Here is a 13,503-nt window from a genome sequence, read left to right as displayed (position 1 = left end):
GCACTCACTTCTTCGGCAGCAGCTTGACGCCCGGCGCAGGCGTTTCGAGGTCGTCCTCGCTCTGGCCTGCCTGCGGAATCTGGATCCAGCGTTCGACCGCGCCGCCTTCGCATTCCTGCACCACCGGGAAGTAGGCTGTCTCGCCGGCGGCGAGATCGACCGCGAAGGTACCGCGCAGGACGAACTCGTCATAGTAGGCGTCCGGCAGGTTGCCGCCGCTCCAGTCGACTTCCTGCACGCCCTCGGTGACCTTCTCGCCCCACAGCTCATAGCTCTTGGCGTATTTGCCCTTCACCGTCTTCAGCTCCCAGCCGGCTTTGGGCATCGGCTTGGCGGCGATGAAGCCTTCCGGCAGTTTCACGCGCACGGCGGTCGTGGCCTTGCCCTCGCAGCCGTGCGGCACGCGCAACACCGCCTTGTAGGTGGTACCGACGGCCGCTTCCCCGGTTTCCAGCGTGACATGGGCGAGCGCTGTTCCGGTGGTGAGGAACAGTGCCGTGGCGCAGGTGAGGATGTGATGCTTAGTCATGGTCCATCTCCATCCCGCTGCCATTCATGCCTTCGACCTGGAACTCAACCGTGACGCTGCCGGCCTTCTCGAACGTCAGCGTGGCGGGAAAGCTTTCGCCTTCCTTGGCCGGGCGCTTCAGGCCCATCAGCATCAGGTGATAGCCGTTGGGCTTCAGCTCGAGCTTGCCGCCGGCGGGGATCTCCACCCCGCCCTCGACCGGGCGCATGGTCATGACGCCGTCCTTGACGGCCATTTCATGCACCTCGGCCTTGGCCGAGATGTCGGAGGTGACGGACACCAGCCGGTCGGCTGCGCCGCCGTGATTGGTCACGGTGAAATAACCGCCGGCCACCTTGGCGCCGGGCGGTGTTGCGCGCGACCAGGGATGGCCGATCTCGAGATCGCCGAGCTTGAATTCGTGCGCCAGGGCAGGGCCGCAGACGAGGAGGGCCGCGGCCAGGGCAGCTGCTGCGGTTCGGCCGGTCGGCCGGAAGATATGGAAGTTCGACATGGGGTCTCCATGGGGTCGATGCCGTACCGGGCCTGCGGCCGCGGCGACTGGTGATTTGGATGAGATTGGCGGGAAGATGTTCCGGCGCGGATGCGCGCTCAGGCGAGAAGCGGTGGCGCGCGGGGATTGGCCTGCCAGCGGTGGCGACTGAAAAGGGGCCGCTCCGCTGTCGCCGGAGCAACGACGGCCGTTTCGGCAAAAGCCGTTTCCAGCGCGACCGTGGTGTCGGGCGGCGCGCCGAAACCCAGCGACGACAGGGCGCAGCCGAGCGTGCAGCAGGACGGCTGGTGATTCTGCGGATCGCCCGAAGGCTGTTCGGCCGCGCCGGCATGGGTGCAGATGATGTTGCCGAAGGCATCGAGCTGTGCGGCGGCGCTGTCGGCGCCAAGCGCGAAGGTTGCGAGCAGCGATTGCAGGATGAGCACATAGGCAGCGACGAACGCCACCGTCATGCTCAATCGTCTGCGCCTCATCGCGGTCACGTTCGTCTCCCGCTTCCTTGTCCAAGACCTATCACGCCGATGCGTGCCGCGAAATCGCCAAAAGGCGGCTGCGGCATCCTGCGCGGGCACTGTCCGGATCCTGTCTACACGATCCCGGTTGCCGGAAGTTTGTTCCAGCGCATGCAAACCGTATTATTCTGCGGGAATTTCCGCATCGCCGGCCGTCTCGGGCATGGAGATCAGCAGCGTCTGGCGCGCCGAATTCAGGTGCCGGCGGCAGGCAGCGTCGACCTTGGCCGGGTCGCGAGACCTGAGGGCCGCGATGTAGGCGAGATGTTCCTGCAAGGCGGTCTCGTTGCGCTGGCGCTCGTCGGCCTTGTTCCATTGGTAGTGGTAGTGAAAGATCATGGCGATGACGTCGTAGAAGTCGACGATGAAGCGGTTCAGCGAAGCGCGGTGGATGAGCCGGTGGAAGCGCTCGTCCAGCTCGGAGAATTCGTTGAAGCGGGTGGCGATGGCGCGGGCAAGCGCGTGGTGTTCGCTTTCCAGCCTGTCGAGTTCGGCCCATGCCGGATCGTCCTGCGGCAAGGCGGCGAAGGCGGCGGCCGAACGCAGTTCGAACATCTCGCGGATTTCCGTCAGCTCCAGCGCGAAGTCGCGGGTGAAACCCTTGAGCACCCAGTGGCTGTTCCGGCGCTTCTCGATCAGTCCGAAGCGGCTGAAGCGGATCAGAAATTCGCGCACGCTGGTGGTGCCGACGCCGATCTCGCGCGCCAGTTCCAGTTCGTTGATCTGCGTTCCGGCCTCGGCGCCGGCGCCGAGCAGGCGGCGCACGAAGGAGCGTTCGATGATCTCGGAAGGCGAGTCGGTCTCCGCCACCGGAAAGAAGTCGTCCGGGCAGGGCTTGCGCAGCGCCTTCTTGTCGCGCTTGTTCCAGGCGATCAGCCCGGTTTCGGCCATGCGTGCCAGCACCGAGCGGACCGTGGTACGGCTGACGCCCAGCGTCGCGCCCAGTTCGGGTTCGGAAGGAAGGCTGCCGGCGGCTTCGAGCAGGCCGAGGCAGCGGTTGTAGGCGTCCTTGTAGACGTTGTTGCCCTTGGCCATCCCTAGCGCCTCCGGAACTGCAGCCCTGCCATCGATCGAATGACCCAAGAAATGAGTTGACGCAAAATTGTTTTTTCCAGATAAAAGACAATAATCGTAAGACGGTCGCAGTCAACCGGCCGCTTTCAGGATCATCATCCCGAACCCTTCAGGATCACCGCCTTGCCAGCCGCCAGCACCATCCTTTTGTCTCCCGCGGACAATGTCGCCGTCGCCAACGGCAAGGTGGAGGCGGGCGCCGTCCTGCCGGGCGGCGCTGCGGCGAGCCAGCCGATCGAGCCCGGCCACAAGGTGGCGATCAAGCCTATCGCGGCGGGTGAGGCTGTCGTCAAGTATGCGCAGGCGATCGGCCGCGCGACCCGCGACATCGCGGCCGGCGAGCATGTGCATTCGCATAACCTGGCCTTCGAATCCGGCCGCCTTCCGGTGGTGCCACCCGGCGAGGCCGCGCATGCCACCGAGACCGACAAGGCCCGCACCTTCATGGGCTATCGCCGCGCCGACGGGCGCGCCGGCACGCGCAACTTCATCGGTATCATCGCCAGCGTGAACTGTTCGGCCACCGTCTGCCACGCCATCGCCGACGAGGCCAATCGCCGGCTCCTGCCGAACTATCCCGGCATCGACGGGTTCGTGCCCATCGTCCATGGTCAGGGCTGCGGCATGAGCGCGACCGGCGACGGCATGATGGTGCTGCACCGAACGCTGGCCGGCTATGCCCGCCATCCCAATTTCGGCGGCGTGCTGATGGTTGGCCTTGGCTGCGAGGTCAATCAGCTGACCCTCTACGGCCAGAAGGGGGTCGCCGCCGGCAAGCGGCACTTCAACATCCAGGAGGCCGGCGGATCGCGCAAATCGGTCGAAAAGGCGATGGGCGTGCTGGCCGAGATCGCCGAGGAGGTGGGCGGCCTGAAGCGTGAGCCGATCCCGGTTTCGGAGATCGTCGTCGGCCTGCAATGCGGCGGCTCCGACGGCATGTCGGGCATAACCGCAAATCCGGCGCTCGGCGTCGCCGTAGACATCCTTGCCGACGTTGGCGGCGTCGGCATCCTGTCGGAGACCACAGAGATTTACGGTGCCGAGCACCTGCTTGGTGCCCGTGCGGCGACACCGGAGATCGCCGGCAAGCTCGACGGGTTGATCAAGTGGTGGGAGGACCACACCGCAAGGCACGGCGCTTCCATCGACAACAATCCCTCGCCCGGCAACAAGCGCGGCGGGCTGACGACCATTCTGGAAAAGTCGCTGGGGGCGGTCGCCAAGGGCGGGCAGACGCCGCTCAACGGCGTCTTCAACTATGCCGAGAAGGTCACCGGCCATGGACTGGTGTTCATGGACACGCCCGGCTACGACCCCGTCTCGGCCACCGGCCAGGTGGCGGGCGGCGCAAACGTCATCGTCTTCACCACCGGGCGGGGCTCGTGCTTCGGTTGCCGGCCGACGCCGTCGATCAAGGTCGCGACCAACACGACGCTCTACAACGCCATGGAGGAGGACATGGACGTCAATTGCGGCGTCATCGCCTCGGGCGACAAGAGCATTGCCGAGATGGGCCGGGAAATCTTCGAACTGATCGTCGAGACGGCCTCGGGTAGGAAAACCAAGAGCGAATTGTTCGGCTATGGCGACAACGAATTCGTGCCGTGGCATCTCGGCGCCACGCTTTGAGGTGGCGACGGCCAGCCGGCCGGTTCAGGCAGCTTTCTTCCAGCCGTTCCTGATGTGCTTGCAGCCGTCGCGGTAGACGGCTTCCGGTCCTTCGGAGAAATCGCGCCAGACCTTCGTGGCGGCGGCAAGGTCCTTCAGGCCGCGCCCGAAGGCCTCGATGGTCAGCCAGTCGTCGTAGCCGCTCTTGCGGATCGCCGCGAAGGTCTCCTTCCAGGGAATGTTGCCGCGGCCGGGGACGCCGCGGTCGTTCTCGGAAATATGGACGTGGACGATGTTCTTCCTGTTGCGCGTATAGGCGCCGATCGGGTCGGCTTCCTCGATATTGGCGTGGAAGGTGTCGTACATGGCGCGGATATGCGGCCGGTCGACCTCGTCGATATGCGCGCAAAGCGCATCCATGGTATTGAACAGGTAGCATTCGAAGCGGTTCAGCGCCTCCAGCCCGATGGTGACGCCCTTCTTGCCGGCGTGGTCGCCGATGGCGCGCTGAGAGGAGAGCGAGCGCTTGAATTCCGCTGCCGTCGGGCCGGCACCGGAAAAGGCGCCGAGCGTCGAATGCAGCGGGCCGGAGAGCGTATGCGCCCCGAGAGCCGCCGCGCAATCGATGGCGTTCTTCACGAAGGCGATGCCGGCCTTGCGCGTGGCCGCATCCGGGGAAATCAGGTTCATCGCCGGGTCGCCCATGGCCGAGACGGCGGTGCGCTGCAGCCCGATGCGGTCGAGTATTTCGCCCAGCCGCGCATAGTCGTCCGGCGTGCCCTCGAAGATCGGGATCTCGACACCGTCGAAGCCGGCCGCCTTGATGTCCCGCAGAAGCGGCTCGTGCTTCTTCGTGACATTGGTGGTCCACAGGAACATACACATGCCGATTTTCATTGGCGTCCCCTGATCCTGTTCTTCTCTTCGCTGGACCTACAGCTTCGTCCAGGCGCCGTTCTTCTTCGACGACTTCACGCAGGCCTCGACGAAGGCGACGCCTTCGACGCCGTCTTGCACCGTCGGGTAGACCACGTCCTTGGCCGGCTTGCCGCCCTTGCGGCGTGCGGCCCGGATGGCACGGGCCGCTTCCTGATAGATGTTGGCGAAACCTTCCAGGTACCCCTCCGGATGGCCGGACGGCACGCGGCTGACGCGGCCGGCCACGGGCATCGCGCCAGCACCGGCGCGGGTGAGCAACTGCTTGGGCTGGCCGAAGGGCGTGTACCACAGGTAGTTCGGGTCGGCCTGCGTCCACTCCAGCCCACCCTTGGTGCCGTAGATGCGCAGCTTCAGGCCGTTCTCGTTGCCCGGCGCCACCTGGCTCGCCCAGATCATGCCCCTGGCGCCCGGTGCCTTTCCCTTCGCCTTGAAGCGCAGCATGACGTTGGCGTTGTCGTCCAGCACGCGGCCGGGGACGAAGGCGTCGATGTCGGCCGCAAGCTGATCCAGTTCCAGCCCGGAGACGAAACGGGCGAGGTTGTAGGCGTGGGTGCCGATGTCGCCGAGCGCGCCGCCGACGCCGGACTGCTTGGGATCGACTCGCCACGACGCCTGCTTCTGGCCGGTGGCCTCGACGGCCTCGGTCAGCCAGTCCTGCGGATATTCGGCCTGCACGACGCGGATATCGCCCAGCTGGCCCTTGGCGATCATCTCGCGCGCCTGCCGCACCATCGGGTAGCCGGTGTAGTTGTGGGTGAGCACGAAGACCTTGCCGGTCCTGGCGACCAGCGCCGCCAGCTTCTTCGCGTCGGCCAGATTGGAGGTCAACGGCTTGTCGCAGATGACGTGGATGCCGGCTTCGAGGAAGGCTTTCGCCGCCGGGTAGTGGACGTTGTTGGGCGTGACGATGGCCACCGCCTCGATGCCGTCCGGACGCTTGGCCTCTGCCTTGGCCATTTCGGCGAAGGAACTGTAGCTGCGCGCCGGATCGAGGCCGAGTTCGGCGGCGGATGCCATGGCGCGCTCGGCGTCCGAAGACAGGGCGCCGGCCACCAGCTGGAATTCGCCGTCCATGCGTGCGGCGATGCGGTGCACCGCGCCGATGAAGGCGCCCTGTCCGCCGCCCACCATGCCGAGACGGATCGGGCCGCCTCCTGTTTCCGCCTTCGATGCGCCGACCATGTTTTTCTCCTCCACATCTCGCCGCCATCCGCGGCCACAGGCAATAAGGCTGTATGGCAATAGGGCAGTGAAAGGGAAAAACAGGCGATCGGCGGTCCCTAGTGCCCTACTGCCTTGCCGCCCTACTGCCCTAGTCTAGATGCCCATCATCGCTTTGAGCAGCTTCTTGTCTTCCTTGCCGGCGGCGAAGTCGTCGAAGGCCTTTTCCGTCACGCGGATGATGTGATGCTGGATGAAGGGCGCGCCCTCGGCGGCGCCGTCCTCGGGATGCTTGAGGCAGCATTCCCATTCCAGAACGGCCCAGGAATCGTAATTGTACTGCGCGAGCTTGGAGAAGATACCGCCGAAGTCGACCTGTCCGTCGCCCAGCGAACGGAAGCGGCCGGCGCGGTTCAGCCAGCTCTGGTAGCCGGAATAGACGCCCTGGCGGCCGTCGGGATTGAACTCGGCATCCTTGACGTGGAAGGCTTTTATCCGCTCGTGGTAGATGTCGATGAAGGCCAGATAATCCATCTGCTGCAGCAGGAAGTGCGACGGATCGTAGTTGATGGCGCAGCGCTTGTGGCCGCCGAGCGCATCGAGGAACATCTCGAAGGTGGCGCCGTCGAACACGTCCTCGCTCGGATGGATTTCGTAGCCGATATCGACGCCGTGATCCTCGTAGACGTCGAGGATCGGCTTCCAGCGCTTGGCGAGTTCCTTGAAGGCCTCTTCGATCAGGCCGGAAGGGCGCTGCGGGAAGGGGTAGAGATAGGGAAAGGCGAGCGAGCCGGTGAAGGAGACGGTGACGTCCAGCCCGAGGTTACGCGAGGCCTTGGCGCCGGCCTTGAGTTGCTCGACCGCCCATTTCTGCCGGGCCTTCGGATTGTTGTGCACCTTGGCCGGGGCGAAGCCGTCCATCTGCGCGTCATAGGCTGGGTGGACCGCGATCAGCTGCCCTTGAAGATGCGTCGACAGTTCGGTGATCTCGACGCCCGCGTCCTTGCAGATGCCCTTGATCTCGTCGCAATAGGCCTTGGAGGACGCCGCCTTCTCCAGATCGATCAGGCGTCCGTCCCAGGTCGGGATCTGGATGCCCTTGTAGCCCAGGCCCGCTGCCCATTTGGCGATCGACGGCAGCGAATTGAAGGGCGCTGCGTCGCCCGCGAACTGCGCCAGGAAAATGGCGGGCCCCTTCATCGTCGTCGGCATCGTGTCCTCCCGTGTGCCGGCGCAGCATAGCGTTTTCGCGAAGTCCGGCTACTTGCTTCGAAACGGTCGGGGCGTTTTCTCAACCCTTTATTCTGGTATGACCAAATATATCGATGAGGTCAAGGCGGCGCCGTGGTTTCGCCGTCTCTGCGGAGTGACATAAATCGATATTATATGTTGAAAATCAATATTTTGTATCTCGAAATGCTCTATTGATACCCACTCCTTGCCGTGCCGTAGAAATTGCTGTAGAGGTCATCGAAAGCTCAATTGGTCTAACCAGTTTGAAAAACTGAGACCGGTGGGGGAGGAGCCGACCGTGCGTTCGCGCATGGCCGACTGAACGGACAGTTACAGGCAAATCCGGGAAGGAACCGATCATGCATCTTTCGACGCACAACTGGATGCGGGCAGAGCCGCTAGAGGTCACGCTCAAGCGCATCAAGAAGTTCGGCTACGAATCGATCGAGATTTCCGGTGAGCCCGAGCAGTACAAGACCAGGGAGACGCGTGCGCTTCTGAAGGAATACGGCATCCGCTGCTGGGGCGCGGTGACGCTGATGCTGGGCGAGCGTAACCTCGCCGCCCGGGACCAGGGCCAGCGCGAACGCTCGGTCCAGTACGTCAAGGACGTGCTCACCATGATCAGCGAACTCGACGGCGAGATCATCACGCTGGTGCCGGCGACCGTCGGCAAGGTGGTGCCGGACGGCACCGAGGAGGAGGAGTGGAAGTGGGTGGTCGACGCCACGCGCGAATGCTTCACCCACGCCAAGAAGGTCGGCGTCAGGATCGCCGTCGAACCGCTCAACCGGTTCGAGACCTATCTGTTCAACCGCGGCGAGCAGGCGATGGCGCTGGCCGATGCCGTCTCACCGGAATGCGGCATTTGCCTCGACGCCTACCACATCCACATGGAGGAGTTCGACGTTACCGAGGCCATCCGCAAGGCCGGCAAGCGGCTGTTCGACTTCCACGTTGCCGACAACAACCGCTTCGCCGCCGGCATCGGCACCATCGACTGGAAGAAGATTGTCGGCACGCTGAAGGAGATCGGCTACGACGGCGCGCTGACCAACGAGTTCGTCGCCCCGGTCGACCGCACGCCGGCAGCCCGCTATCCGGAAATGGTCGAGCGCAATCCGGTCGACATCTCGCCCGAACAGCTGAAGTTCATCCAGGACCATGGCTCCAGTCTGCTGACGGAGAAATTCTACACCGACCAGATGCGCATCACGGCGGAGACGATCCTGCCGCTGATCGGCAAGACGATGCCGGCCTGACAAGGCCCGCCGTCCCATCCCTGGCTCCACTCCGCCGAAGGTTCGAGACGACGATCATGCGCATCAAGACGGTCCAAGCCTGGTGGGTCCGCATCCCGATCGAGGCCCCGCGGCAGCACCGCAGCGACTTCGGCCAGGTGACGACCTTCGACGCCGCCATCCTGCGCATCGAGACCGATGACGGGCTGGTCGGCTGGGGCGAGGGCAAGAACGCGGCCGGCAGCGCCGGCAGCTACGGCGCGCTCGTCCACATGCTCAACCACGAGGTCGGGCCGCAGCTGATCGGCCGCGATCCGGCCGACATCGCCGTCATCTGGGAGATGCTCTACAACGGTTCGCGCCACCAGATGGCGGCGGCGCAAGGCCATGCCATGCCGCAACTGGCGCGGCGAGGCCTGAGCGTCGCCGCCATCAGCGCCGTCGACATCGCGCTGTGGGATATTCTGGGCAAATCGCTCGGCCAGCCTGTCTGGCGACTTCTCGGCGGGCGCAAGGCCGACCGGCTGCCGGCCTATGCCTCCGGCGGCTGGGCCGACGCAGCAGGGGTGGGCGAACAGCTTGTCTCCTATATCGACAAGGGCGGCTTCAGGGCGGTGAAGATGCGGGTCGGCGCCATGGACGGTGCCGCGCATATCTCGGCAGCGCGCGTCAAGGCGGCGCGACAGGCGCTCGGCCCTGCCGTCGACCTGATGGTCGATGCGCACGGCACCTATACGGTGGCCGAGGCCAAGCGGTTCATCCATCTCGTCGCCGACCAGGACCTCGCCTGGTTCGAGGAACCGGTGATCGCCGATGACAAGCCGGGGCTGGCCGAATTGCGCGCCGGCAGTCCGGTGCCGATCGCGACCGGCGAGAGCGAGGCGACGCGCTACGCCTTCCGCGACCTTGCCGTGATGAAGGCCGCCGATATCTTCCAGCCGGATCCGGGCTTCTGCGGCGGCATCACGGAGGCCATGCGCATCGGCACATTGGCCAGCGCCTTCAACCTGCGCTTTGCGCCGCACCTGTGGGCCGGTGCGCCTTGCTTCTTCGCCGGCCTGCATGTCTGCGCGGCCTCGCCTTCCGCTTTCATCGTGGAATATTCGCTGGGCGCCAATCCGATGATCCACGATCTTGTCGAAGAGACTGTCGAAGCGAAGGACGGTATGATAGCGATCCCGGAATCGCCGGGGCTTGGCTTCACCGTCTCCGAGCGTTTTCTGGAGGCGCACGCGCAACGCTGTTGAGATGAAAGAGAAAAACCTTCTTGCCGAACTGGCGGCCTACCTTTTCGCCCATTGCGACAGCGAGAGCGGCCGCACGCCCTCCGAACGGGAACTGGCCGAGCACTTTTCGGTGAGTCGCGGCCAGATCCGCGAGGCGCTGGCCATCCTGGAAGCGATGCGCATCGTCGAGCGCCGCGCCAAGTCCGGCATCTATATCGACACAAAGCAGGCCAGCGTCGAGGCCATGGCGCTGTTCGCGCGCGCCGGCCTGCCACTCGATCCGGTGCAGATCTACGAAACGGTGGAACTGAGGAAGATCCACGAGATCAAGGCGGCCGAACTCGCCTGCGTGCGCGCGACGGAGGAGAATTTCGAGCGGCTGCGCGAGATCCTGAAGGAATCCGAGGAGCAGCTGGACGCCGGCCGCGGACTGGCGAAGCAGGACCGCGATTTCCATCTGGAGATCGTGCGCGCGACCAAGAACAGCGTCTTCCATCGCGTCTGCTCGGTCTATTACGTCATGGGCGAGAAGCGCCTGCCGGTCTATTTCAACGACCCGGAACGCGGCCGCAAATCGCATGCCGAGCATATCCAGATCTACGAGGCGCTGCTGAGGCGCGACGGCAATCTGGCGCAGGCGCTGATGAGCGCGCATCTGCAAGGCGCGGAAAGCTACTGGAAGGGGCTGATCGGCGGCGCGGGTGTGCCCGGCGAACCGGCGCTGGAACGGGCATAGCCTCCGATGCCGAAAATCTATTCCACCCACCCGCTGCATCCGCGCGCCACCGAGATGCTGGCCGGTGCGGGCGAACTGGCGATTGCCTCGGCGCTCGACGGCGCCACATTGGCCCACGAAGCTGTCGACGCCGACATCGTCATCGTGCGGGCGCTGCTGCCGGAAACACTGTTTGCCGGTGCCGGGCGGCTCAAGGCCGCGATCCGCCACGGAGCCGGGCTCGACATGATCCCGATGGAGGCGGCGACCGCCGCCGGCGTGCTGGTGGCGAACGTGCCGGCCGTCAATGCGCGCTCCGTCGCCGAGCATGTCATCTTCACAGCATTGGCGCTTCTACGGCGCTTCCGCATGATGGACCGCGACCTGCGCCGGGACGGCTGGCTGGCGGGCCGCGCGCATGCGGACCTCAACCATGAGCTGGCGGGCCGCACCATCGGGATCGTCGGCCTCGGCGCGGTCGGGCAGGAGGTCGGCCGCATCGCCGCGCATGGCTTCGGCCTGAGCGTGCTGGCGACGACGCGCAGCACGCGTGCCGCACCCGAGGGCGTGCGCTTCGTGCCGATCGACGAACTGGTCGCCGAAAGCGATGTCTTGGTGCTCTGCTGCCCACTGACGCCGGAAACGCGCGGCCTGATGAATGCTGCGCGCATCGCACGCATGAAGCGCGGCGCGCTGCTGATCAACGTATCGCGAGGCCCGGTAGTGGACGATGCGGCCCTTGTCGCAGCCCTTCAGGAGGGCCGCATCGGCGGCGCAGCTCTGGACGTCTTTTCCACCCAGCCGCTGCCGCCGGACCATCCCTATTTCTCGTTCGACAACGTCATCGTCACTCCGCACATGGCCGGCATCACCGAAGAATCGATGATGCGGATGGGAACGGGAGCGGCGGGCGAGGCGCTGCGCGTGCTCGCCGGCGAGCTTCCGGTCAACCTGCGCAACCCCGAAGTCGTCGAGCGCTATCGGCAGCGGTTCCCGGCCGCCGACTGACGGCCGGTTTTCGCCGCAATCGCAAGCCAGGGTTGCGTCATGGTGACTTTCAAGCTCCTGGCCGCTGTGCCTCTTTTCCTTGCCGCCGGTTCGGCCTATGCGGTTCCCGGCCTCTACGTCTACTGCGACAACGGGTTGCGCTGCGTGAAAGCGCCGTGCCGGTCGAACAACGCGCTCGATCTCAAGACCGGTGCAATCATCAAGGGGGTGTCGATCGATACGAAGCGCCTGCCTGAAAAGGACCGGGCGGCCGATCTGCTCTATGCCGGAAAGCTGGTGCTGCGCGGCTCCATCGAGCGGCGGACCGTGACCTATACGGGCAAGGCGCATGAGCTGCCCTATCTCGTCGTCACGGCCATCGAGCGAAAGGCGACGATGGGCGAAAGCGCGCGCTGCAAGGCGCGCTAGGCTGCGAGCCGCCTTTCCACGGCGGCGGCGATTGCCAGCAGCCGCCGGTCGTGGTCTTTCCGCGCCACCAGCATCAACCCTGCCGGCAAGCGAGTTCCGGGCATTGGTAGCGTGACGGCGCAGAGGTCGAACTGGTTGGCGACCTGCGTGTTTCTCAGCAAAAGGCCCTCGGTATGGTCGCGCAGCCGCTCGTCGGCCGCCATGGCGGCGATCGGCGCTGCGAAAAGCGGCACGGTCGGCAGCATGAGCGCGTCGAGGCCGGCAAGGCGCTCGTCCATGGCCGCCGCCAGTTCGGCGCGCCGGCGCAGGGCGCGGATGTAGAAAGGCGTCGGCACGGCGGCGGCTCGCGCCAGCGGTTCCGCCATATGCGGATCGACCGGTACGCTAGCGCTCGCCGCCAGCCAGTCGGCATGGATTTCCGCTCCTTCCAGCGCCGCGAGCGAGCCATGCTTGCGCGCCGCCTTCATCTCGGCCAGCAGGTCGTCGATGCCGAAATCGAGGATGTGCGATCCTGTAAGTCCAAGCTTACTCATTATATCTTCAAAGGCGGCAGCGATTTCGTCCTCGGTGCCGTCGAAAAGCGTTCCGCGCGGGATGCCGATGCGCAGGCCGGAGAGGGACAGGGCGGGCAGGGGCGTCCATTCCTCGCTGGCCATGACGGCGTCCGCGGCTGCGCAATCGGCCACGCTGTGAGCCAGCGGACCGATCGAATCCAGCGTCGGCGATAGTGGGAAGGCGCCGGAAAGCGGCACGCGCCGCGCCGTTGGCTTGAAACCGACGACACCGTTCAAGGCCGCCGGAATGCGCACTGAACCGCCGGTATCGGAGCCGATGGCGATGTCGCTGGTGCCTTCGGCGGCCGAAACGCCGGCGCCGGACGACGATCCGCCGGGAATGAGGCTGGCGTCGGCCGCGTTGCCGGGTGTGCCGGTGTGCGGATTGTCGCCGATAGCGGTGAAGGCGAATTCCGTCATCGCTGTCTTACCGATGATGACGGCGCCGGCCCTTCGCAACCGCATGACGATTGCCGCGTCGGCTTCCGCCGGCGGTGCAGTGCGTCGCAGCACGGAACCGGCCAGCGTCGGTTCGCCGGCGACGTCAAACAGGTCCTTGATCGAGACGATCACGCCGTCCAGCGGTCCCAACGAGATACCGGTCTTGCGGCGCGCGTCGGCGGCGTCGGCCGCCGCGCGGGCGGCTTCGATATAAAGTCTCGTGAAGACGCGCTCGTCGCCTGCTCGGGCTTGCAGGCGGTTAAGGATTTCTTCGAGACGGTCGCGGGACGACGACAAGGCAGCACTCCGGATTCCAGCCACCTCTATAGCAGGGCTGCCGGGGCGTGCCATCCTCGTTGAC

Annotated in this window: 14 protein-coding genes; 6 read left to right on the top strand and 8 right to left on the bottom strand. The window is 65.4% G+C overall.

Annotated elements, in window-relative coordinates:
* Positions 1–4: 4 nt before the first annotated feature.
* The 4 genes from FGU64_RS11280 to FGU64_RS11265 all read right to left on the bottom strand — a co-directional run bounded on the left by FGU64_RS11280 (position 5) and on the right by FGU64_RS11265 (position 2,569).
* Complete coding sequence (locus FGU64_RS11280) at positions 5–529, bottom strand: YcnI family protein (RefSeq protein ID WP_139953374.1); 525 nt, start codon at positions 527–529, stop codon at positions 5–7.
* Positions 522–1,022, bottom strand: a complete 501-nt coding sequence (locus FGU64_RS11275; RefSeq protein WP_139953373.1) for a copper chaperone PCu(A)C — start codon at positions 1,020–1,022, stop codon at positions 522–524. Before FGU64_RS11275 ends, FGU64_RS11280 begins: the two co-directional genes overlap by 8 nt.
* A 98-nt stretch (positions 1,023–1,120) precedes the next feature.
* A complete protein-coding gene (locus FGU64_RS11270; protein ID WP_246671342.1) occupies positions 1,121–1,495 on the bottom strand; it encodes a DUF2946 family protein in 375 nt (124 codons plus the stop codon).
* Between the two features lie 162 nt (positions 1,496–1,657).
* The gene (locus FGU64_RS11265; RefSeq protein ID WP_139953372.1) at positions 1,658–2,569 is read right to left on the bottom strand and encodes a GntR family transcriptional regulator; all 912 of its coding nucleotides are present in this window, start codon (positions 2,567–2,569) and stop codon (positions 1,658–1,660) included.
* 162 nt (positions 2,570–2,731) lie between these two features.
* On the opposite strand from FGU64_RS11265, the gene FGU64_RS11260 reads away from it, so the two are divergent.
* Positions 2,732–4,237 (top strand): altronate dehydratase family protein, encoded by a 1,506-nt coding sequence (locus FGU64_RS11260; protein ID WP_139953371.1) that lies wholly within the window; start codon positions 2,732–2,734, stop codon positions 4,235–4,237.
* Between the two features lie 24 nt (positions 4,238–4,261).
* On the opposite strand, the gene FGU64_RS11255 is transcribed toward FGU64_RS11260, so the two are convergent.
* The 3 genes from FGU64_RS11255 to FGU64_RS11245 form a co-directional block, all read right to left on the bottom strand.
* Positions 4,262–5,113 carry a sugar phosphate isomerase/epimerase gene (locus tag FGU64_RS11255; protein WP_139953370.1) on the bottom strand — a complete coding sequence of 284 codons (852 nt, stop codon included), beginning with the start codon at positions 5,111–5,113 and terminating at the stop codon, positions 4,262–4,264.
* A gap of 36 nt (positions 5,114–5,149) precedes the next feature.
* Positions 5,150–6,337 carry a Gfo/Idh/MocA family oxidoreductase gene (locus tag FGU64_RS11250; RefSeq protein ID WP_139953369.1) on the bottom strand — a complete coding sequence of 396 codons (1,188 nt, stop codon included), beginning with the start codon at positions 6,335–6,337 and terminating at the stop codon, positions 5,150–5,152.
* Between the two features lie 135 nt (positions 6,338–6,472).
* Complete coding sequence (locus FGU64_RS11245; RefSeq protein WP_139953368.1) at positions 6,473–7,528, bottom strand: sugar phosphate isomerase/epimerase; 1,056 nt, start codon at positions 7,526–7,528, stop codon at positions 6,473–6,475.
* A 380-nt stretch (positions 7,529–7,908) separates the two neighbouring features.
* On the opposite strand from FGU64_RS11245, the gene FGU64_RS11240 reads away from it, so the two are divergent.
* Genes FGU64_RS11240 through FGU64_RS11220 form a run of 5 tightly spaced genes read left to right on the top strand, consistent with a single transcriptional unit; the run spans position 7,909 to position 12,147 of the window.
* Positions 7,909–8,811, top strand: a complete 903-nt coding sequence (locus FGU64_RS11240; RefSeq protein WP_139953367.1) for a sugar phosphate isomerase/epimerase — start codon at positions 7,909–7,911, stop codon at positions 8,809–8,811.
* 56 nt (positions 8,812–8,867) lie between these two features.
* Positions 8,868–10,037 carry a mandelate racemase/muconate lactonizing enzyme family protein gene (locus FGU64_RS11235; protein ID WP_139953366.1) on the top strand — a complete coding sequence of 390 codons (1,170 nt, stop codon included), beginning with the start codon at positions 8,868–8,870 and terminating at the stop codon, positions 10,035–10,037.
* A 1-nt stretch (position 10,038) separates the two neighbouring features.
* On the top strand, positions 10,039–10,752 hold the full coding sequence (locus FGU64_RS11230; protein ID WP_139953365.1) for a FadR/GntR family transcriptional regulator: 714 nt from the start codon (positions 10,039–10,041) through the stop codon (positions 10,750–10,752).
* A gap of 6 nt (positions 10,753–10,758) precedes the next feature.
* Positions 10,759–11,739: a hydroxyacid dehydrogenase gene (locus FGU64_RS11225; RefSeq protein WP_139953364.1), complete on the top strand. Its 981-nt coding sequence runs from the start codon at positions 10,759–10,761 to the stop codon at positions 11,737–11,739.
* 39 nt (positions 11,740–11,778) lie between these two features.
* Complete coding sequence (locus FGU64_RS11220) at positions 11,779–12,147, top strand: hypothetical protein (protein WP_139953363.1); 369 nt, start codon at positions 11,779–11,781, stop codon at positions 12,145–12,147.
* Here FGU64_RS11220 and FGU64_RS11215 read toward each other — a convergent pair.
* Entirely contained in the window at positions 12,144–13,439 is a 1,296-nt protein-coding gene (locus tag FGU64_RS11215) for an amidase (protein WP_139953362.1), read from the bottom strand. The two genes, FGU64_RS11220 and FGU64_RS11215, sit on opposite strands and share 4 nt — an antisense overlap.
* Positions 13,440–13,503: the final 64 nt, after the last annotated feature.

This window comes from Mesorhizobium sp. 8, assembly GCF_006351905.1.
GTDB lineage: Bacteria > Pseudomonadota > Alphaproteobacteria > Rhizobiales > Rhizobiaceae > Mesorhizobium > Mesorhizobium composti.
The sequence above is the reverse complement of the archived record's forward strand: the minus strand, read 5'-3'. Positions and strand labels throughout refer to the sequence as shown.

Coding starts and splice junctions, on each gene's coding strand:
- FGU64_RS11280 (WP_139953374.1), bottom strand. CDS start 529: ATGACTAAGCATCACATCCTCACCTGCGCCACGGCACTGTTCCTCACC.
- FGU64_RS11275 (WP_139953373.1), bottom strand. CDS start 1,022: ATGTCGAACTTCCATATCTTCCGGCCGACCGGCCGAACCGCAGCAGCT.
- FGU64_RS11270 (WP_246671342.1), bottom strand. CDS start 1,495: ATGAGGCGCAGACGATTGAGCATGACGGTGGCGTTCGTCGCTGCCTAT.
- FGU64_RS11265 (WP_139953372.1), bottom strand. CDS start 2,569: ATGGCCAAGGGCAACAACGTCTACAAGGACGCCTACAACCGCTGCCTC.
- FGU64_RS11255 (WP_139953370.1), bottom strand. CDS start 5,113: ATGAAAATCGGCATGTGTATGTTCCTGTGGACCACCAATGTCACGAAG.
- FGU64_RS11250 (WP_139953369.1), bottom strand. CDS start 6,337: ATGGTCGGCGCATCGAAGGCGGAAACAGGAGGCGGCCCGATCCGTCTC.
- FGU64_RS11245 (WP_139953368.1), bottom strand. CDS start 7,528: ATGCCGACGACGATGAAGGGGCCCGCCATTTTCCTGGCGCAGTTCGCG.
- FGU64_RS11240 (WP_139953367.1), top strand. CDS start 7,909: ATGCATCTTTCGACGCACAACTGGATGCGGGCAGAGCCGCTAGAGGTC.
- FGU64_RS11235 (WP_139953366.1), top strand. CDS start 8,868: ATGCGCATCAAGACGGTCCAAGCCTGGTGGGTCCGCATCCCGATCGAG.
- FGU64_RS11230 (WP_139953365.1), top strand. CDS start 10,039: ATGAAAGAGAAAAACCTTCTTGCCGAACTGGCGGCCTACCTTTTCGCC.
- FGU64_RS11225 (WP_139953364.1), top strand. CDS start 10,759: ATGCCGAAAATCTATTCCACCCACCCGCTGCATCCGCGCGCCACCGAG.
- FGU64_RS11220 (WP_139953363.1), top strand. CDS start 11,779: ATGGTGACTTTCAAGCTCCTGGCCGCTGTGCCTCTTTTCCTTGCCGCC.